The following is an 18,703-nucleotide window of genomic DNA, read 5'->3' as shown; positions in this document are numbered from 1 at the left end:
AGGTGAGGCCGGTGGACCGGGCGGCAGCGGAAGAGCTGGCCAGACGGCTGTATCGGGCACTGGCGTCGGGCGACCGCCAGGCGCTCGAGGAGGTGCTGCATCCCAGCTTCACGGGCCACACCACCGAGGGGCTCCCGCTCGGGCTCGGCGGTGATTACCAGGGTCCGCAGGCGATGCGCCGGGAGTTCTGGGGGCGGATCGGCTCGAGTTTCGTCGCGCGCGCCGAGCCGGAGGAGTTCGGTTTCCTCGAGGACGGACGGTTGCTGGTGCGCGGGCGCTACACCGGCAAGGCCCGCGCAGGCGACGCCCCGCTCGACGCCGAGTTCATGCACGTGGTGTCTTTCGCGGACGGCCGCATTCGTGAACTCGTCCAGCTCACCGACAGTGCGCGGTGGAACGAGGCGCTGGACCGGCCGGGCCAGGTGCTGCGAACCGTGGACTTCACCGTCACCGACGGCCTCGGCGAGATCCGCCTGAACCGCCCGGAAGCCCGCAACGCGTTGAACCAGCAGGCGGCCGACGAGCTGTACGAAGTCGCGTTGCGCTGCGCCGCGACGCCCGAGCTGAGGACTCTGCTCATCACCGGTGAGGGACCCGCGCTCACCGTCGGCGGGGACATCGCGGAGATCGGCAACCATGCCACGAAAGACCTGCCCGCGGTCTTGCGCCGGATGACCACGCCGTACCACGAAGCGCTGCGTATCTTCAGCGAGTTGAAGGCTCCGGTCGTGACGGCCGCGCACGGTGCGGTGGCTGGCGGTGGGCTTGGCCTGGTCTGCGTGGCCGACATCGCGTTCGCCGCCGAAGGCACCAAGTTCGCCACCGGATTCGCCGCGCTCGGACTGTCCGGGGACGGCGGCAACTCGTGGTTCCTGCCCAGGCTCATCGGCCTGCGCCGCGCGAAGCAGATGTATCTCGAACAGCGCGTGCTGAACGCGCAGGAGGCTGCCGAGTGGGGCCTGGTCACCGACGTCGTCGCGCCCGGCGAACTCGAGGACCGAGCTCGGGCCACCGCGCAACGGCTGGCCGAAGGGCCCACCGAGGCCTACGGAGCCATGCGCAGGCTGCTGGCCGGCTCCTGGTCGGCGACGCTGCCTGAGCAGCTCGCCGCCGAGACCGAGGCGATCACACGCACCGCCACCACCGCCGATGCGCGGGAGGGCGTGGCCGCCTTCCTGACGAAATCCACTCCGACATTCAGGGGACGGTAATCATGACGGGCCTCGTCATCGACAACGACGACCACCGCTTGCTGCGGGAGAGCGTGGCGAAGATCGCCTCGAAGTACGGGCACGAGTACTACGCCGAGCGTTCGCGGCGCGGTGAGCACATCGACGAGCTGTGGAGCGAGCTCGGCCAGGCGGGCCTGCTGGGCGTGCACCTGCCGGAGGAGTACGGCGGCGGTGGTGCGGGCATGTCCGAGCTCGCCATCGTCATCGAGGAGCTGGCGGCACACGGCATGCCGTTGCTCATCACGGTCATCTCGCCCGCGATCTGCGGTTCGATCCTGAACAAGCACGGCTCGCCGGAGATGAAGGCGAAGTGGCTGCCGGGCATCGCCGACGGCTCGCTGAAGATGGCGTTCGCGCTGACCGAACCTGACGCGGGGTCCAACAGCCACAACGTGTCCACCACCGCACGCAAGGAAGGCGACGGGTGGGTCGTCTCCGGCGGAAAGTACTACATCTCCGCCGCCGACGAGTGCGATGCGTTGCTGCTGGTCGCGCGGGACGGCGACCTGGCGACCGACGAGCGCAAGGCGTTGTCGCTGTTCGTGGTTCCGCTCGATTCGCCCGGGTTGACGCTGCAGCGCATCGACACCGCGCTGACGTCACCGGACCGCCAGTTCACCGTGTTCCTCGACAACGTACGGCTGGGGCCGGACAGCTTGATCGGGAAGGCCGGCGCCGGCCTGCGACAGGTGTTCGCCGGGTTGAACCCGGAGCGGATCCTGGCGGCGGCCCTGTGCACCGGCGTTGGGCGCTACGCCGTCGGCAAGGCCGGCGAGTACGCCAGGCAGCGGCAAGTGTGGTCCACGCCGATCGGTGCACACCAAGGTATCGCGCACCCGCTCGCGGAGTCCTACATCGCCGTCGAGATGGCGCGCCTGGTCATGATGCGAGCGGCCGAACTGTTCGACGCCGACGCCGATGCCGCCGAAGCGGCCAACATCGCCAAGTTCGCGGCGGCCGAGGCCGGTTTGAAGGCACTCGACCAAGCCATCCAGACGCACGGCGGCAACGGGCTCTCCCGCGAGTACGGGCTGGCCGACCTGTGGTTCGTCATCCGGCTCATGCGGACCGCCCCGGTCAGCAGGGAAATGGTGCTCAACTACGTCGCCCAGCACAGCCTCCGATTGCCGGACTCCTACTGACCGGCGGAAAGGCGAGTTGATGACCAGCACAGACAGGACTTTCGACGCGCTCGTGGTCGGTGCGGGCGCGGGCGGACTGTTCGCCGCCGCCCGGCTGACCAACCTCGGGTACCGCACGCTGGTGGTGGAACGCCTCGAGCACCTCGGTGGGCGCGCGTCCACCAGGGACATCGACGGGTTCAAGGTCAACAACGGTGCGATCGTGATCGAGGTCGACGGGATCACCCAGCAGACGTTCGAAGAGGTCGGCGCGAAGTTCGACGTCCGACGGCCGAAGCCGCCGATCCTGTATCGCATCGGGGGCAAGGACATCGACGTCACCGGCGGCGGCTGGGGTTTCCTGCTGTCCAAACTGACCCGCCAGGGCGCCAAGCTGCTCAACGGTCTCGGCGCGGCCCGCAGCGACGACGGGCTGCCGGACCACGAGCTGTCGACCGCGGACTGGGTCCGGAAGTTCACCAAGAACGAGAACGTGCACGGAATCTTCCGCAACATGTGCGGCTCGGTCTTCGCGGTGGGTTCGGAGGAGCTGCCCGCGCGGGTGTTCCTGACGTATTTCACGCGCAAGAGCGCGTTCAAGAAGTTCGGGTTCTGTCCCGAGGGGACGATCGGTATCTGGCGTTCGCTGGCCGAGGCGATCACCGCGAAAGGCGGCGAGATCTGGCTGTCGTCCGAGGTCAAGGCGTTGACGGTGGCGGAGGGCAAGGTCACCGGCGCTGTCGTCGAGCGGGACGGGGAGCAGATCGAGGTCGCTACGCGCATCGCGGTGAGTGACGTCGGCCCGGCCGCGACCGTGCAGCTGGTGGGCCAGGAGCATCTGCCCGGCGACTACCTGGAGCAGGTGCGCCGCGGCGATCGTCCGTGCGCGATGATCACGGTCAACTTCGCCAGCCAGGAGCGACTGGTCGACGTGCCGGGGATGCTGAGCTTCGCCAACACGCGTCGGCTCTGCTACGTCGCCAACTTCACCGACACCTGCCCGGAGATGGCGCCGGAGGGATGGAACCTCTACGTCGGCACATCGGTGCCGAAGCCGGCGGTCGGGGCGTTCGACGAAGAGGCGGAGAAGGAGCTGCTGCTCACCGATCTGCGGGAGCAGATCCCGGGTTTCGACCGGGCACGCATCTTGTCGTGGGCGGTGACCAAGGACGACTGGCCGCCGCAGCGTGCGGTCGCCGGGTTCGACCTGCCCAACACCACCCCGATCGCGAATTTGTGGAACGTCGGCGACGGCGTGAAGGAGTACGCCAACGGCGGGACGACCGCTTGCGCGGAGACGGCGAAGCTCGTGGTGGAGCAGATCGCCGAGCGTTTCCCGGTCGGCGCGCACGCCTGAGTCGTGTCGCTACGCCTGCGGCCCCCGCCAGTGGCGCCGCGGGCTCGGCCTGTGCTGGCCGCACGCGCCATCTCCACGCGTGACCACGTCCGAATCCGAAAGGAGTGAAGGCTTGTGAAGATCTCCGTTGACCGCAGCAAGTGCACCGGGTTGGGCATCTGCGAGTCGCTGGCCCCCGACGTGTTCGAAATCGACGACGACGGCGACCTGGTGCTCAAGACCGACGAAGTTCCGCCGGGACAGCTTGCCGACATCGAAGCGGCCGTGGACGGCTGCCCGACCGAAGCGCTCCGGCTGCACCAGGACTGACATGTCACCGCAGAACCTCGTCGTGATCGGCGCATCGCTGGCCGGGCTGCGTGCCGCGGAAGCCGCTCGAAAGGCTGGTTTCTCCGGCACGATCACGATGGTCGGGGCCGAGCACCATCTGCCGTACGACCGGCCGCCGCTGTCGAAGGCCTACCTCGACGGCGTGGAGCCGAAGGCGCCGTACTTCCGTACGGAGGAGAAGCTACGCGACGACCTGGGCGTCGAGCTGCTGCTGGGAGCCTCCGCCACGGGGTTGGACACCGCGAACAAGCAGGTTCTCCTCGGCGAGAGCCGTCTCGACTACGACGCGCTGGTGATCGCGACGGGTGCCACGGCTCGACGGCTGCCCGGAGTGGCGGGGCTGGCCGGTGTCCACACTCTCCGCACCCTGGATGACGCGATGGCTGTGCGCGGGGCCCTCGACGCGGGCGCCAGAACGGTGGTCGTCGGCTGCGGGTTCATCGGCTCGGAGGTGGCGTCCGGCGCGCGCAAACGCGGACTCGAGGTGACCGTGGTCGAGGCCCAGCCGACTCCACTGGCCCGGGCGGTCGGCGACGAGATGGGGCGTGTCTGCGCAAAGCTGCACCACCGGCACGGCACCGATCTGCGCTGCGGTGTGGGCGTCGAACGGATCGAGGGGGAGGGGCGCGTCGAACGAGTCGTGCTGTCCGACGGCACGGCGATCGATGCGGACCTGGTCGTCGTGGGAATCGGTGCGGAGCCGAACACCGAGTGGCTGGCCGGTTCGGGGCTGGCTCTGGACGACGGCGTGGTCTGTGACGAATACCTGTGCGCCGGGGACGGCATCTACGCCGCAGGCGACGTCGCCCGTTGGCACAACCCGCTGTTCGATCGCGCGATGCGGTTGGAGCACTGGACCAGCGCGGCCGAACAGGCGGCGGTGGCCGCCCGCAACGCGGTACACCCGGCGGAGGCGAAGCCGTATCGGACGGTCCCGTACTTCTGGTCGGACTGGTACGACAGCCGCATTCAGTTCGTCGGCATTCCGGCGGCCGAGGAAGTGCGCATCGTCGAGGGCGATCCGGCCCGTGATCGTCGCGTCGTGGCGCTGTACCGGGAGGGCGACCGGCTGGTCGGGGCGCTGACGATCAACGGGCAGAACGTCATCATGAAGTTCCGCGGGCTGATCATGAAGGGTGCAAGCTGGGCGGACGCTGTGGCCTTCGCCGAGCAGCGGCGAGCCGTCGCGGCATCCGCCTGACCGGGACAGCGGGGACGACGACCAGCTGCCTCGTCGACCGTCCGCACGACGCGGCTCCGCGTGGCGCCGCCAGATCTGCGCAAGCGCCGCCGGTCCGCTGTCGGTCGCCGGCTGATGTCCCACGCGACGCCGGTCCGCTACCAGCCGCGCCGTTCGATCGGAGCATGCGGCGCCGGTCGCTGGTCGGCCGGGATGGCTGGTGTCCGCGCGCAGCGCCTTGGCCGCTACCAGCCGCGCCGCTTGACGTCCGCACGCGCCGACAGCCTGCTACCAGCCGTGTCGGATGACCGAGCAGGCGGGCACCAGCCCGCTACCAGTCGCGCCGGCTGACCTGAGCACGCGGGCATTAGTCCGTCATCAGCCGCGGCGTCAGTGGGCCACACATTCCGCAGCGTCCGCCGCGAGCCCACTCGCCATCACCTCGGTTCGCGTCGCGAACCCTGCTCGACCCCACACAAGGCTTCGGCGCCGGCGGCAGAGGAGCCACCGGCGCCGAAGCTTTTTCCAGGGAGCGCGGTTACGGTGCGCCAATCAACTCGGCGGGTAGGGTGCCGAGAATCTTGTGGGCGTTGTTCGCCACCGTGGCCAACAGCTTGTCCGCGCCGGGGACCGGGTTCGACGTGTCACCCAGGCCAGGCACGTTCTTCACCGCTTCCACGTAGGCGTTCGCCACCGGCAGGACCGCCTTCTCGAACGCAGTCGCCGCCACCGCCGCGACCGGCGACGGCTTGGTCGGCGGCGGGCTCGGAATCTCCGGCCGCTTGCCAGGTGCCGCGCCGGTGACACCGGTGCCATGGCCGACGTGCCGTTCGACGAAGTCGATCATGCGTGCGGCCGACTGCGGAGCCGTCTTCTCCAGCGCGGTGTTGTGCCCGGTGTTGCGGGGCACGTACGCCTCGATGGTGGCGTCCGGGCCGTACCACTCGCGCTCGTGCTCGATCAGGTTCTTCGCCGAGCTGCAGTCGACGGACGCGAGCCCGCAGAACAGCCGGTCCTTGTCTCCGGTGACCACCATGACCGGGATGTTCAGGTCACGGTCGACGTTGACCAGGTTGAAGCCCGCGCCGGTGGCGAAGTCCACCAGGCTCGCCGTGCCCTTCAGGCGTTCGTCCGCCTCGATCACCGCCGGGTCGGTGTTCGGCTCGTAGAAGAACGTGTGCCGGGTGCCGGGGATGTTGGTCATGTAGAGCGGATCCTTGACCACTCCGGCGAACTTCGGGTCGCCCATCGCGAAGTGATCCCTGCCCAACACCTCGGCGATCACGTTGACGTAGTTGATGGTGTGGACGAACCCGGTCGTGATGATGGCATCGACGTCCTTGAACTGGCCGGCTTCCTGGGCCACGGTCAGCGAGCCGAGGCTGTGGCCCACCGTGACGACCTTGTCGTACTTCTTGCCCAGCGAGCCGTCCCGCACGGCGGTGACCACCTCGTGCAGCGCCTCGGCGTTGTTGTTGAACGTGGTGAACAAGCTCGGCGGCCGCATCGACGCACCCGCACCGAGGCGGTCGATCGCCAACGTGGCGTAACCGGCCTCGTTGGCCTTACGCGCGTACGAATACGTTTCCGGCTTGACCGGCCAGTCGAAATAGTGCTGGTCGTACGTCCAGCCGTGCACAAGAATCTGAATCGTGTTCGCGCCGGGTGGGGTGCACAGCGTCCCGGCAATGGGGCCGGTTTGACCGGCAACGGTGAACGGAACTTCCACCGCGCGGCATTTCGTGGGCTCCGCCGACGCATCGGCCGGAATGGCGAAGAACACGCCTAACAGCGCGGCCACGCCGAGAAGAATGCCACCACGTCGTCGGGGTATTTTCCTCATTGGCTTCCTCGGGTCGGATGGACTTTCACTGGCAAAGAGCGCAGGCGTGCCCGCCCCTCGGGTGCGCTGTGGTCGTCGCCGTCGCTTCGCTCGCCCGCCGGCGCGGCACCTCGTCGAGGGCCTGCTGCATCCCTGCGTTGTCGGCGGAGCCTATAATATAGACTAAATTAAATTCCAGATCCTCACACGATCGAGTGATCAGCGTGTGGTGGCGCGGCCGAGGTGCCGTCGGAGGCTCGGTTCGCGTACGAAAGCCGTGGACTCGGCGTGATGGAGCGATCCAGGATGCTGGAGCTCAGGGCGCGGTCGGGCGTGTCACGCCCGGTCGCTGGTCAGCTCGCGGCCTTCGCGGACTTCTTGGCTCGGCCGCGGGATCGCTGCGTCGGGGGCTCCGGGGTGTCCGCCTCGTCCGCGGAGCTCAGGCCGGCCCGGATGAGTGACTTCGCGGTGCGAATGACCTGGTCGAGCGTGCCGCGGCGGGGGTTCCACCACTCGGCGGCCCAGTTCAGCGCGCCGAGCACGAGCATGCGGGCGGCGCGCAGGTCGAGTTCCGGACGGATGGAGCCTTCGCGCTTGGCCTCTTGGAAGAGCTTGCGCCAGATGTCGCCGTACCGGTTCGCCTCGGTGCTGAACCGGGCTCTGATGTTCTCCGGTACCTGGCCGGAGTTGCGGATCGACGCCGTGGTGTAGTCGGAAATCTCCAGCTGATAGCGCAGATGCGCCTCGACGGCGACCTCGATGCGGTCCAGCGCCGGGGTGTCGTCGGGCAGTGCGTCCAGCTGCTGCTGCACATGGTCGATCATGTGTGCGATGCCCGACCACATGACCTCTTCGATGAGGTCTTCCCTGGAGGGGAAGTAGTAGTAGATCGCAGGAGCCTGCAGCTCGGCGACCTCGGCGACGTCGGTCAGGCGCGTGCCCGCGAACCCCTTGCGGCTGAGCACGTGCGCCGCGGCATCCAGGATCCGCTGGCGGGTACGCGCGGACTTGGTGCCGGAGGTCTCGGCGTGCTCACGGCTCGGGGTTTTTCTAGGCACGAATCGATCTTAGCTGGTGAGGTTACCGTCCGTGGCGCACCGTGGGATGTTGCCCGAACAGGCACCCCTCGGTGGCCGCGGTGCCGTCGATCGCGGCTGGTTTCGATTTGCCGGTGTTCCCGTCGTGCCGGACCCGCAAAGCATTGCGGCGAAAATTAAAGTGTATTAGAAATCGAGAATAAACCGTCCGTGCGGTCAATAGCTGGGCCGGCTGGTCGGTCGGGCGTAGCGATATTGCGCACGGTTTCGCCGGGCTTATTCGTGGCCGACGAGCTCGTCGCTTTCCAGTGCCGTGTTCAGATCATCGATCGTCAGCGTGCACAAATCATCCCTGGTCGGCCGGCGATTCAGTGTGCGCAGCCGCGACGCCTGACACTTCCGTACCCGTTCCAGCGGTTTCCGGGCTTCCCGTGTGTGGCCGAAGTTCTGATCCCGGTCGATACGGCTGAACCTATCGAGTAGCCCGCCTTTGGCACCCTCGTCCAGCCGGTAATTCGCCGCGTCGGCGATGCGCTTGCTGATGGCGACAAGTGCTCGGGGGTGTAGTTCTCGAATTCCAGCGTGCGGGCGAAACGAGAGGTCAGGCCAAGATTGTTGTCCAGGAACTGCCGCATCTCAGCGGTGTAACCGGGCACGATGACCGCCACTTCGGCGCGGTGGTCCTCCATGGGCTCGACCAGCGTGTCGATCGCTTTTTGCCCGAAGTCGGCGTTCGTGCCTCCGGTTCGAGTCAGGGGGTAGGCCTCCTCGATGAACAGCACGCCGCCGTGAGCCCCCTCGAAGACGGTCGCGGTGCGCCCGATGTATGGGCCTACTAGATCGCGTCGGGCGACTACCTCGAGTTTTCCGTTCGGCAGGACGCCCAGTGCCTTGAGGAGACGACCGTAGAGCCTGGCCACCGCGGCGACGTCGGATTCTCGCGCTCGCGTCGGTCGTCGCCGCCACGGATCTGCGCAGGCAACGGGGATGCCGACCGTGATGTCGGTCGGCTGTCGCTGGGTCGCGTGAAGGGGCGGGCGCCGGTTCGACGTCAGGACGTCTGCGACTACGCGTCGTCGTCGACCTTGTCGGGCGCCGGTTCGGAGCGTGACCACCAGCGGAGCAGCAGGAAACCGGCGGCGAGCATGAGCAACGGGACCCAGACGTCCCCATGCTGAATGAGCCGCTCCGCTGCGTTCCAATCGCCCTGTCCGGCCTGCGGCCAGTCGCCGGCGAGCCAGAAGAATCCCACGGCGGCCGCAGGGAACGCGATGCCGAGCGTGAACGAGATCGCGTTCGGGTCCCCGATGCGCCGCCGGGACGCGACGGTGGCCGCGTAAGCGATCATCCAAGTGATGAACCCGGCGATGGCCATGACGAGGAGGGTGTCGCGATCCAGGCCGCGTGGCATGGGGTCGCCGGAGGCGTCGGTCAGCTCACCGAGATGTCCGAGCTCATAGGCCAGCGACATGTCCACGATGCTGACCCGGATCGCGTCGTATGCGGCGGCACCCCACATGCCGCCGACGACGCTGCACGCGACCAGCAACGCGGCGGCGACGACCACGCCTGGCGGGTGAGCACGGACGGTCGGATTACGCACCAGTGGATCTTTGCAGACGGGTGCCCGTGACGCTGCCGTCCGACGGGTGAAGCCGCACATGGCAACAGCCGTCGGAAGACGCCGGCCGTGCCCGGGTGCGCTGTCGATTGCTGATCGGGCGCCACTGGCGAGGCAAGCAGGTAGAGCGTCACACCCGCGCGCCGAAGCCGGAGGCCAGCTCGGTGAGCATCCGGTGCAGGACGTCACCCAATTCGGCTTCCGGATGGATGAGCCAGTGCTCGTAGGCGGCGATGCAGACGCCGAGCGTGGCGTGCGAGATCGCCCGGGGTTCCAGGGCGTCGGAGTCCACCCCGAGCCGCCGGGCGACGAACTCCGCCACGACCGTCCGCCAATCCGCATAACGCAGCGTCGAATGCGCCTGCAGGGCGGGGACGCGCAGGATCAGCTCCATGCGCCTGCGGTGCCACGGCACGACCGCGGGGTCGAAGCGGTTGAAGTCCACCACGACGTCGCGGATGGCTTCCATCAGCGGCTGCTCGGGCGGGCACTCGGCGAAGCGGCTGCGCATCGACTCCAACTGCTCGGTGAAATTGCCCCACACGACGTCGTTCTTCGAGTCGAAGTAGCGGAAGAACGTCCGGCGGCCGATGTTCGCGGCGGCGGCGATGTCGTCGATGGTTGTCGCGTCGAAGCCCCGCGTCGAGAACAGGTCGAACGCGACCCGCTCCAGCTCAGCGCGACTGGTGGCTGGGCGACGGCCACGCCGCGCGCCGTTTCCGGACGGTTGTCGACCCATGCTTCTTTCCCGTGGCATTCGGTGTCACGATCATCGTATTCCCGAGGGGTCAAGGGGCAGCGACGTGACCGACGAGCCAGCGAGCGCACAGCGACGGGTCGCCGTCGTGACGGGTGCTGCGCGGGGCATCGGAGCCGCAACGGTCCGACGCCTGGTTGGCAACGGATGGCGGGTGGTCGCGGTCGACCGCTGCGCGGACGACCCTCGGGTGCCGTATCCGCTGGCGACGCGAGCGGACCTCGAATCGCTCGCGGCCGGACACCCGGATGCGGTGCTCGATTTCGTCGCTGACGTGCAAGACGTCGATGCGCTACGAGAAGCCGTCGCCCTCGCGGAACAACGCTTCGGCGGTCTCGATGCGGCCGTGGCCGCCGCCGGTGTCATCGCGGGCGGTAAGCCGCTGTGGGAGGCGCCCGCGACCGAGTGGGAAGCCCTCTTCGGTGTCTGCGTGACCGGGGTGGCGAACCTGGCCAGGGCCGCCATCCCCGCCCTGCTGCGCCAGGAAGAACCACGGAGCGGCCGATTCGTGGCGGTAGCCTCCAGCGCGGCGCACCGCGGCCTGCTCCATCTAGCCGGGTACAACGCCGCGAAGCACGCCGTCGTCGGCCTGGTCAAAGGACTCGCCCACGATCTGGCAGGCACCGGCATCTGCGTCACGGCCGTGTCACCGGGCTCCACCCGTACGGCCATGCTCGAGGCATCCGCCCAGCTCTACGACCTGCCCTCGGCCGACGAATTCGCCACCCATCAGCTCACCGGCCTCCTTGACCCCGACGAAGTGGCCGCGGCGGTGAGCTGGCTCTGCTCGCCGGATTCCTCGGCGCTCACCGGGACCGTGCTGCACGCGGACGGAGGTTTCACGGCGTGAACCTCGGCGAACTTCGCTCACCGCAACTGACCGACCGCGCCGCGCGCACGCTGCTGGCCGTCCCATTGGGCGCTACCGAGCAGCATGGTCCCCACCTGCCGCTGAGCACCGACACCGTGATCGCCACACAGCTGTGCCGACGGCTCGCCGATCGCATCCCGGACGTGGTGGTGGCGCCGCCAATTCCGTACGGGTCGAGCGGAGAGCACGCGGGGTTTGCCGGGACACTGTCGATCGGCCAGGCCATGCTGACCGGGCTGGTCGTCGAACTGGTCCGGTCGGCTGACGACTTCGCCGGGGTGGTCCTGGTCAACGGGCACGGCGGCAACGCCCAGCCGCTGCGCGAAGCCGTCCGGACACTGCGGGCCGAAGGTCGCACCGTGATGGCCTGGGCCCCGGCCGGCCGTGCGGACGACACCCACGCAGGCCACACCGAGACCTCGGTGTTGTTGAGCCTCGAGCATCCCGGAGTCGCACTCGACGCGGCCGAGCCCGGCGTGACGGCACCGTTGCCGGACATCATCGACGACCTTCGCCGGGGCGGCGTGGCCGCGGTCAGCCCGAACGGAGTCCTTGGCGATCCCACGCGCGCCAGTGCCGACGACGGCGCCGCCGTGCTCGAGCGCTGGACGGACTCGTTGGTCGATGCTGTCGCCACATGGATGGCTGAGAGTTAGGAGCGAATCCGCTGCGCCAGGAGTGGCTTGGCCGTGCGTTCCCGCGCACAACCGACCCAGACGCCAATGCCGTAGGCGATGTCGTCGGCTATCCGTAAAGCGGCCCAGCCCGGCGTCTTGCGCTGCCTGACGGCCTCGACCAGGCACGGCAGCAGGCTGGCCAGCAGCACGCGCCTGCCGCGACGGGACAGCAGAGTCAGCGGCCACCACCCCCGTCGGACGGCCGCGGCGAGCATCCCTGCGGTAGCGGCCGATGCATCGAGCACCAATTTCACCGATTCGTCGCCGGGAATTCCGCGACGGCGCAGCCGCCGGATCATGCGAGTGGCGCCGGCAGCGGCGGCCACTACCGCTGCCCTCGGCAAACCACCCACGGTCAGGCCCCATTCGAGTGCACTGGACGCGGACAATCGCGCGCAGGCGAGCCGGTCCGGGTGACGGCGCGCCAAGGGGGCGGCGGACGTGCCGTAGTCGAAGCGCTGGCGTAGCCAGGACCGCACATCTGGTCGCGGTACATGCCACACGGTCGACTCCGGCTCGTAGCGGACGTCGTAACCGGCATCGATCAGGCGCCAGACGAAGTCGACGTCTTCTCCGTAGCGGAGCGCTTCGTCGAACCCGTCGACCGTGACCAGCGCGGACCGCCGGACGACCAGCGCCGCGGTCGGGACATAACCGATGCGACTCAACGGCAGCACCCGACCGGGATCGGCACCCATGTCCAAGCTGGAGCGATCTGCTTCGTACTCAGCGAGGGCGCCTTGGCCTGGAACGCTGCGTACTCGCGGTGCGACGGCGGCGACCTGGGGGTCCTCGAAGTGCGGTAGCACGGCCTCGAGCCAATCCGGTTCAGGACGTGTATCCGCGTCCAGGAACGCCACGAGGTCGGAGTTCGCCAGCCGCCAGCCGGAGTTGCGGGCGGCCGCAGGTCCTCGTGGGCGGTCGTGGCGGACCGCGGCATCCGGCAGGGGAGCAGCTGATCCATCGTCGACGACGACCCTGTTCAACCCTTCGCTCGCCGTACCCACCGCCGCAGCACCCGAAGCGTCGTCCTTGACCGGCACGACGAGCGTGACGTCGCGCGCGGAGTAGTGCCCGCCGCTGGGCCGTGGGTGCATGAGCCCGGCGGCGACCAGCCTCTCCGCCAGCCGCCGCTCACCGGAGCGGTCTCCGACGGGCTGGCCGGCCACCCAGTCCCGCAGGTAGCCTGCGCCCGTCGAGCTGAGGCGGATCAGGCGTAACGGCGAACCGCCGAGCAGGACCCGGTCCCCGCGAAAGCGGCGCGCGTTGGCATCCAGGGTGAGCCTGGTGCCCGCCTGAACCACCGGCACTACATGCCCCGGGTGAACCCGTCCGGGATCAGCACGTCGTCCGGCGTCAGGTCGTGCACCGACGCCTTGCCGAGGCCGTACAGCGTGGAGTCGATGCCCTGGCGCAGGATTTCCAGCACGTTGTGCACGCCGCGCTCCCCGTTGGCCGCCATGCCCCACAGGTACGCCCTGCCGATCATCACCGCGCGGGCGCCCAGTGCGAGTGCCTTGACCACGTCGCTGCCGCGCCGGATGCCGCCGTCCAGCAAGACCTCGATCTGCCCGTCCACGGCCTTGACCACACCGGGCAGCGCTCGGATCGACGCGGGCGTGCTGTCCAGGTTGTTACCGCCGTGGTTGGACACCGAGATCGCCGTAGCGCCGATGTCGATCGCTCGCCGCGCGTCGTCGGGCCGGTGCACGCCCTTGATCATGAACGGGCCGTCCCACTGCTCCCGCAGCCACTGCAGGTCGGACCAGCTCGGCGGCGGGGTCTGCATCCACTCGCCGTAGGCGCCGAAGAACGTCGGGCCCTTCTGTCCCCGCTCGGCCAGGTTCGGCGTGGTGAGATCCGGCAGCCTGCGAGCCCGCAGATAGCGCAGCAGCCAGCCCGGCCGCACCGACACCTGCGGGGCGAACGACAGCATCGTCTTGAAGTCGAGCTTCTCCGGCAGTGGCGGGCTGCCCCAGTCGCGCTGGGTGGCGAACACCCAGTCCAATGTCACGATCAGCCCGACCGCTCCCGCCTTCTTGGCCCGGTCCAGCCGCCGCAGCATGTCATCGCGGTCGCCCTGCCAGTAGATCTGGAAGAACGTCTTCGGGTTCGCCGCGACGACTTCCTCGACCGGCTTCGACGCGAACGACGACAGGCCGATGGCCGTGCCGGACGTGGCGGCCGCGCGGGCAACGGCGACCTCGCCCGCCGGGTCGACCGCCTGCACGCCGGTGGGGGAGCAGATCACCGGCAGCGAGATCTCCTGGCCGAGCACCGTGGTCGACAGCTCGCGCTTGGCGGGCTGGTCGGCGATGTGCGGCCGCAGCCCGAGCTCGGCGAACGCGGCGGTGTTGTCCGACAGCGTCACGCCCGCTTCCGACCCGGCGAGCAGGGCAAGGTACACCGACTTGGGTAGCCGCTTCTTGGCCCGCTGCTGGGCCTCGGCGACGGTTTCGAACCAGTGTCTGGTGCTGGCCATCAGGTCCTCCGGGGTTCGGGTAGTGAGAAGCCGGCGAGCGGGCTGGTGTCACACGCACGATCGGGAATCCGATCGTCGGGAGGCCCCCAGCCGATGGACACCGGGACCGCGGAGCGTCGGCGTGGCGCGGTGCGGCGCGAGTGGTCTTTGTCCGGCTTCGGTGCGGCACCTGCGCCGGCCAACTCGAGCGCCTGCTCGGCGTTGCCTTTGACGCACTCCGGGTCCGGGCCGTCGAGCGGCAATCCGGTGAAGAACTTCGCCGCCATGCACCCGCCCCGGCAGGAGTCGTAGGCCGAACACGACGTGCACGCGCCACCGGTCTGCGGTTGCCGCAACTGCTCGAACAACGCCGATGTCCGCCACACCTCGGTGAAGCCACCGGGGCCGCGCACGTTGCCGGCCAGGAACTCGTCGTGGATGGCGAACGGGCAGGCGTAGACGTCGCCGATCGGGTCGATCAAGCACACAACGCGGCCCGCACCGCACAAATTCAGCCCGGGAAGCGGGGCCGAGCCCAGCGCGTTGAGGTGGAAGAACGAGTCGCCGGTCAGCACGTTCTCACCGTTGCCCAACAGCCACTCGTACAGCTGTCGCTGCTGCTCCTGGGTCGGGTGCAGCTCGTCCCAGACGTCCGCGCCACGTCCGGACGGCCGCAGCCGGGTGATGCGCAGCTGGGCATCGAAGTGGTCGGCGATGCGTTTGAACTGGTCGAGCTGGTCGACGTTGTGCCGGGTCATCACCACGCTGATCTTGAAGCCGGTGAATCCGGCCTCGGCGAGGTTCTCCATGGCACGCCACGCGGTGTCGAACGATCCGGGACCGCGCACCGCGTCGTTGACCTCGGGCGTGGCGCCGTCCAGCGACACCTGGATGTCCACGTAGTCCATGGCGGCCAGCTGCCGTGCGCGCTCCTGGCTGATGCGCACGCCGTTGGTGGAGAACTTCACCCCGACCTGGTGGTCGATGGCGTATTCCAGCAGCTCCCAGAAGTCCGAGCGCACGGTCGGTTCACCGCCGCCGATGTTGACGTAGAAGACCTGCATGCGCTGCAGCTCGTCGATGACGCGTTTGCACTCTTCGGTGGACAGTTCGCGCGGGTCGCGTCGTCCCGACGACGACAGGCAGTGCGTGCACGCCAGGTTGCAGGCGTAGGTCAGCTCCCACGTCAGGCAGATCGGCGCATCGAGTCCGTGCTGGAAGTGGTCGACCAGTTTCATGGGGGTCCTTCGTCCGGGGGCAGCGGGTGGATCGTGCCCGCCGCGAGCAACCGGTCCAGCGCCTTCAGGTACTGGTCGTGCTCGCCGGCGGGCACACCTGCGGCGGCCATCGCGGTGTCGACGTCCGGATACTGGTCCAGGTCACGCACGATCTGCGTCAACGTCGGTGTCTTCAAGAAAGACAACCGGCGCGTGGCGAAGTCGTAGACCAGCGCACCGAACGGTTCCGGGCGCAGGGAGACCGTCGGGCTGAGCCGATAGGGCCGCCGGGGATCCAGATCAGTAGACACCGCACATACCGTCGATCGACACGTCCTCGACCAGGACGTCTTCCTCGACCTCGGCGGTGTTTTCGACAGCGACGGTCTGCACGTCCTCGTTGCTCATGGCGTCCTCCTCGACGTCGGTCACGTGCATCCGAGAATATTGGCACTTGGTGTCAAATGGAAGACCGAATCGAGCCTTCGGGGTGTGAGCGGGCTGCGCGCCCGGGGATCTCCCCTGCTCGAGGTGGGTTCGGTGAATGCAGGTCGCCACGGTCGTGGGTCATTGCCGATCGGCTCGCCCTGCGCCTCGAGCCACCGTCGCCGTCGAGCGCTCAAGCGAACGGTCCGAGGCTTGTCTGGTGGCTGACGCGAGCGGCTACTGGGCCATCCACGCCCGGATGGTCGCGGTGGTGCGCTCGCGGTCGCCGGTCGCCAGTAGATCGAGCAAGGCTCCGCGCAGGAGCGCGAGGGCTTCCGTGCGCTGCGCCAAGGCCTGATCGGTGTCGTGCTGGTGCTCGGCGAGCAGCGCGAGCCAGTCGTCGACCGTGGCCTTGGCGAAGCCCGCCCACGGGCCGTCCGGGTCGATCAGCGAGTGCGCGTAACCCTCGACCCACAGCGACAGCAGTCCGCGCCGTTCCTCTGCCGCCAGCCACTCCCAGATCCGCGCGACGACGTCCTTCAGATCCGATCCTGGGTTGCTGCGCAATTCTTCGAGTAGTGCCAGCTCTTCCGCTCGCGCCCTGGCCAGCAGCGCTCGCACGAGACCGTCCTTGCTGCCGAACAGATACAGCAGGACGCGCGGGCTCGACCCGATCGCGGAAGCCAACGGGCGCAGCGACAGGTTCGCGACACCATGCTCCAGCGCGTACCGATACGCGCGCTCGAGCAGCTCGGCCTTGCGCGGAGATCCGTCGACGAAATCGGTGGCTGTCGCATCGGTCATGGGTTTAGCATGGCACAAGTGAAACAGTCGTTTCAGTAACGGAGTGTAGTGATATGGACAGGATCCGCCGGCTGGGCGAACCGGGCGACCTCGGCTGGATCGTTCTGGCGAATGGCGAGCTCTACGCCAAGGAGTACGGCTGGGACATCTCCTACGAGGGGCTGGTGGCCCGGATCGTCGCCGACTTCGCCAACAGTTACGACCCGGAACGAGAGGCGGCGTGGATCGCGGAGGTCGACGGCCGACGCGTGGGTTCCATCGCGTGTGTCGCTGCCGAGGAAGAAGGAACGGCGAAGCTGCGGTTGCTGATCGTCGATCCGGCTGCGCGCGGTCGGGGAATCGGCGGCCGACTCGTCGACACCTGCATCGAGTTCGCCCGGGAGGTCGGTTACCGCCGCATGAAGCTGTGGACGGTCTCGGTGTTGACATCAGCGCGCAAGATCTACCAGTCGCGCGGCTTTCAGCTGGTCGGGGAGGAAGCGGGACACATGTTCGGGCATGATCTTGTCGGTCAGGACTGGGCCCTCGACCTGTGAGAAGGAACCCCATGCATCTCGTCATGGCAGGTGTGACCGCGCCGAGCCACGTCTATCCGGGACTCCCGGTCATCGCCGAACTCGTCGCACGCGGCCACCGGGTGACCTACGTCGTGGGGGAGCGGCTGCGCGATCTGGTAGCGGCGACCGGCGCCGAAGTTCTCGGACTCGACTCGATCATGCCGGACGCCGACGAACACTGGCCGGAGGACACCGGCGCCGCGATGCAGATCTTCCTGGACGACGCGGTGGCCGCCCTGGAGCCCATGCTGCAGGGCATCGACCGGCCGGATGCGGTGCTCTACGACATCGGTGGCCATGCCGGCCGGGTTGCTGCCCACCACTGGGGAGTGCCTGCCGTGCAGCTGTCGACGGCATACGTCGCGTGGGAGGGCATGGAGGAGGAGCTTGCCGAGCACACCCGGCAGCTGAAGGCCTCGCCAACGGGGCAGCGCTACTACGCCACGTTGCGGTCGTGGCTGGCCGACAGCGGCATGACCATCGACCCCGACGACTTCCTCGGCAAGCCCGATTCGTGCGTCGTGCTCATCCCCAGGGTCCTGCAACCGAATCGCGACAAGGTGGCCGACCGCTACGTGTTCGCGGGCCCGTGCCCGGACCCGGCACGGCGCACGGGCTGGCAGCCGGAACCGGGGGACGACCGGCCGCTGGTCTATCTGGCGCTGGGCACCAGCTACACCGAGCGGCCGGACATCTATCAGGCATGCATCGAGGGATTGTCGGGCGACTACCGGGTGGTGCTGGCCACCGGGAAGGTCGACCCGGAATCGCTCGGCCCGCTGCCCGGCGGCGTCACGGCGGCGCGCACCCAACCGCAGCTGGACGTCCTCGAGCACGCGTCGGTGTTCATCACACACGCGGGCATGGCCAGTGCGGGGGAGTCGCTGTGGTTCGGTGTGCCCACCGTCGTCCTGCCGCAGGCGGTCGACCAGTTCTTGAACGCATCCACTCTGGTCGAGATCGGTGCCGGGACGAAACCGGAGGAGCCGTTGACCGCGGACAGTCTCCGTGCAGCCGTCGTGACCGCACTGGGCAAGGCCGACCGCGTCGCCGAGCTACGCGACGAGGTCCGACGCGCCGGTGGCGCGAAGCGCGCGGCCGACGCCGTGGAGCGTCTTTGCGGCGGATGAGCGGCTCTGGTGGTGAAACGCCTCGGCGGCGCGTAAGCCGCCACCGGTGCAGCCCGTCCGCGGCCGGTGAGCCGGCCTCACCATGCATGACGCGGTGCGCTCA

The 18,703-nt window shown here is 68.5% G+C and carries 20 protein-coding genes; 9 read left to right on the top strand and 11 right to left on the bottom strand.

The features are described 5' to 3' along the window. Window positions 1-11 precede the first annotated feature (11 nt). The 5 genes from YWM_RS0109530 to YWM_RS0109510 all read left to right on the top strand — a co-directional run bounded on the left by YWM_RS0109530 (window position 12) and on the right by YWM_RS0109510 (window position 5,241). Complete coding sequence (locus YWM_RS0109530) at window positions 12-1,211, top strand: enoyl-CoA hydratase-related protein (RefSeq protein ID WP_028850540.1); 1,200 nt, start codon at window positions 12-14, stop codon at window positions 1,209-1,211. Window positions 1,212-1,213: 2 nt separating this feature from the next. After that, window positions 1,214-2,374 carry an acyl-CoA dehydrogenase family protein gene (locus YWM_RS0109525; protein WP_028850539.1) on the top strand — a complete coding sequence of 387 codons (1,161 nt, stop codon included), beginning with the start codon at window positions 1,214-1,216 and terminating at the stop codon, window positions 2,372-2,374. Between the two features lie 19 nt (window positions 2,375-2,393). Continuing rightward, window positions 2,394-3,710 carry a phytoene desaturase family protein gene (locus tag YWM_RS0109520; RefSeq protein WP_028850538.1) on the top strand — a complete coding sequence of 439 codons (1,317 nt, stop codon included), beginning with the start codon at window positions 2,394-2,396 and terminating at the stop codon, window positions 3,708-3,710. A gap of 114 nt (window positions 3,711-3,824) precedes the next feature. Next, window positions 3,825-4,019 carry a ferredoxin gene (locus tag YWM_RS0109515; protein WP_028850537.1) on the top strand — a complete coding sequence of 65 codons (195 nt, stop codon included), beginning with the start codon at window positions 3,825-3,827 and terminating at the stop codon, window positions 4,017-4,019. A gap of 1 nt (window position 4,020) precedes the next feature. Next, complete coding sequence (locus YWM_RS0109510) at window positions 4,021-5,241, top strand: NAD(P)/FAD-dependent oxidoreductase (protein ID WP_028850536.1); 1,221 nt, start codon at window positions 4,021-4,023, stop codon at window positions 5,239-5,241. Between the two features lie 517 nt (window positions 5,242-5,758). On the opposite strand, the gene YWM_RS22890 is transcribed toward YWM_RS0109510, so the two are convergent. The 5 genes from YWM_RS22890 to mftR all read right to left on the bottom strand — a co-directional run bounded on the left by YWM_RS22890 (window position 5,759) and on the right by mftR (window position 10,439). Further along, window positions 5,759-7,021 (bottom strand): alpha/beta hydrolase, encoded by a 1,263-nt coding sequence (locus YWM_RS22890; RefSeq protein ID WP_052344718.1) that lies wholly within the window; start codon window positions 7,019-7,021, stop codon window positions 5,759-5,761. Window positions 7,022-7,395: 374 nt separating this feature from the next. Then, entirely contained in the window at window positions 7,396-8,100 is a 705-nt protein-coding gene (locus YWM_RS22885) for a TetR/AcrR family transcriptional regulator (RefSeq protein ID WP_084612293.1), read from the bottom strand. 255 nt (window positions 8,101-8,355) lie between these two features. Further along, window positions 8,356-8,541 carry a hypothetical protein gene (locus tag YWM_RS26825; protein ID WP_245565989.1) on the bottom strand — a complete coding sequence of 62 codons (186 nt, stop codon included), beginning with the start codon at window positions 8,539-8,541 and terminating at the stop codon, window positions 8,356-8,358. Window positions 8,542-9,145: 604 nt separating this feature from the next. Then, complete coding sequence (locus YWM_RS26815) at window positions 9,146-9,682, bottom strand: hypothetical protein (protein ID WP_245565985.1); 537 nt, start codon at window positions 9,680-9,682, stop codon at window positions 9,146-9,148. Between the two features lie 148 nt (window positions 9,683-9,830). Beyond that, the gene (gene mftR / locus YWM_RS0109480; RefSeq protein WP_043660302.1) at window positions 9,831-10,439 is read right to left on the bottom strand and encodes a mycofactocin system transcriptional regulator; all 609 of its coding nucleotides are present in this window, start codon (window positions 10,437-10,439) and stop codon (window positions 9,831-9,833) included. Window positions 10,440-10,503: 64 nt separating this feature from the next. On the opposite strand from mftR, the gene YWM_RS0109475 reads away from it, so the two are divergent. Then, window positions 10,504-11,307, top strand: a complete 804-nt coding sequence (locus YWM_RS0109475; RefSeq protein WP_028850533.1) for a mycofactocin-coupled SDR family oxidoreductase — start codon at window positions 10,504-10,506, stop codon at window positions 11,305-11,307. Continuing rightward, window positions 11,304-11,984: a mycofactocin biosynthesis peptidyl-dipeptidase MftE gene (mftE, locus tag YWM_RS0109470; protein WP_028850532.1), complete on the top strand. Its 681-nt coding sequence runs from the start codon at window positions 11,304-11,306 to the stop codon at window positions 11,982-11,984. The genes YWM_RS0109475 and mftE overlap by 4 nt, the downstream gene beginning before the upstream one ends. On the opposite strand, the gene mftF is transcribed toward mftE, so the two are convergent. The 6 genes from mftF to YWM_RS0109440 form a co-directional block, all read right to left on the bottom strand. Continuing rightward, a complete protein-coding gene (mftF, locus tag YWM_RS0109465) occupies window positions 11,981-13,309 on the bottom strand; it encodes a mycofactocin biosynthesis glycosyltransferase MftF (RefSeq protein WP_052344733.1) in 1,329 nt (442 codons plus the stop codon). The two genes, mftE and mftF, sit on opposite strands and share 4 nt — an antisense overlap. A gap of 5 nt (window positions 13,310-13,314) precedes the next feature. After that, window positions 13,315-14,487 (bottom strand): pre-mycofactocin synthase MftD, encoded by a 1,173-nt coding sequence (mftD, locus tag YWM_RS0109460; protein ID WP_028850530.1) that lies wholly within the window; start codon window positions 14,485-14,487, stop codon window positions 13,315-13,317. After that, a complete protein-coding gene (mftC, locus tag YWM_RS0109455; RefSeq protein WP_028850529.1) occupies window positions 14,487-15,704 on the bottom strand; it encodes a mycofactocin radical SAM maturase in 1,218 nt (405 codons plus the stop codon). The genes mftD and mftC overlap by 1 nt, the downstream gene beginning before the upstream one ends. Continuing rightward, window positions 15,701-15,994 carry a mycofactocin biosynthesis chaperone MftB gene (gene mftB / locus YWM_RS0109450; protein ID WP_028850528.1) on the bottom strand — a complete coding sequence of 98 codons (294 nt, stop codon included), beginning with the start codon at window positions 15,992-15,994 and terminating at the stop codon, window positions 15,701-15,703. Before mftB ends, mftC begins: the two co-directional genes overlap by 4 nt. Further along, window positions 15,984-16,091 carry a mycofactocin precursor MftA gene (gene mftA / locus YWM_RS25660; RefSeq protein WP_028850527.1) on the bottom strand — a complete coding sequence of 36 codons (108 nt, stop codon included), beginning with the start codon at window positions 16,089-16,091 and terminating at the stop codon, window positions 15,984-15,986. Before mftA ends, mftB begins: the two co-directional genes overlap by 11 nt. 255 nt (window positions 16,092-16,346) lie before the next feature. Further along, the gene (locus YWM_RS0109440; RefSeq protein ID WP_028850526.1) at window positions 16,347-16,913 is read right to left on the bottom strand and encodes a TetR/AcrR family transcriptional regulator; all 567 of its coding nucleotides are present in this window, start codon (window positions 16,911-16,913) and stop codon (window positions 16,347-16,349) included. A gap of 53 nt (window positions 16,914-16,966) precedes the next feature. On the opposite strand from YWM_RS0109440, the gene YWM_RS0109435 reads away from it, so the two are divergent. Next, a complete protein-coding gene (locus YWM_RS0109435; RefSeq protein WP_028850525.1) occupies window positions 16,967-17,449 on the top strand; it encodes a GNAT family N-acetyltransferase in 483 nt (160 codons plus the stop codon). Window positions 17,450-17,460: 11 nt separating this feature from the next. Further along, window positions 17,461-18,600: a macrolide family glycosyltransferase gene (locus YWM_RS0109430; RefSeq protein ID WP_028850524.1), complete on the top strand. Its 1,140-nt coding sequence runs from the start codon at window positions 17,461-17,463 to the stop codon at window positions 18,598-18,600. Window positions 18,601-18,703 lie beyond the last annotated feature (103 nt).

Source organism: Thermocrispum municipale DSM 44069 (genome assembly GCF_000427825.1).
GTDB lineage: Bacteria > Actinomycetota > Actinomycetes > Mycobacteriales > Pseudonocardiaceae > Thermocrispum > Thermocrispum municipale.
Note: the sequence above shows the minus strand (reverse complement) of the source record. Positions and strands in the feature narration are given on the sequence as shown.

Bases quoted from the DNA above. Each gene is read 5' to 3' on its own strand.
- YWM_RS0109525 (WP_028850539.1), top strand. From the start codon at position 1,214: ATGACGGGCCTCGTCATCGACAACGACGACCACCGCTTGCTGCGGGAG.
- mftA (WP_028850527.1), bottom strand. From the start codon at position 16,091: ATGAGCAACGAGGACGTGCAGACCGTCGCTGTCGAAAACACCGCCGAG.
- mftR (WP_043660302.1), bottom strand. From the start codon at position 10,439: ATGGGTCGACAACCGTCCGGAAACGGCGCGCGGCGTGGCCGTCGCCCA.
- mftD (WP_028850530.1), bottom strand. From the start codon at position 14,487: ATGGCCAGCACCAGACACTGGTTCGAAACCGTCGCCGAGGCCCAGCAG.
- YWM_RS0109430 (WP_028850524.1), top strand. From the start codon at position 17,461: ATGCATCTCGTCATGGCAGGTGTGACCGCGCCGAGCCACGTCTATCCG.
- YWM_RS0109435 (WP_028850525.1), top strand. From the start codon at position 16,967: ATGGACAGGATCCGCCGGCTGGGCGAACCGGGCGACCTCGGCTGGATC.
- YWM_RS0109440 (WP_028850526.1), bottom strand. From the start codon at position 16,913: ATGACCGATGCGACAGCCACCGATTTCGTCGACGGATCTCCGCGCAAG.
- YWM_RS0109520 (WP_028850538.1), top strand. From the start codon at position 2,394: ATGACCAGCACAGACAGGACTTTCGACGCGCTCGTGGTCGGTGCGGGC.
- YWM_RS0109510 (WP_028850536.1), top strand. From the start codon at position 4,021: ATGTCACCGCAGAACCTCGTCGTGATCGGCGCATCGCTGGCCGGGCTG.
- mftC (WP_028850529.1), bottom strand. From the start codon at position 15,704: ATGAAACTGGTCGACCACTTCCAGCACGGACTCGATGCGCCGATCTGC.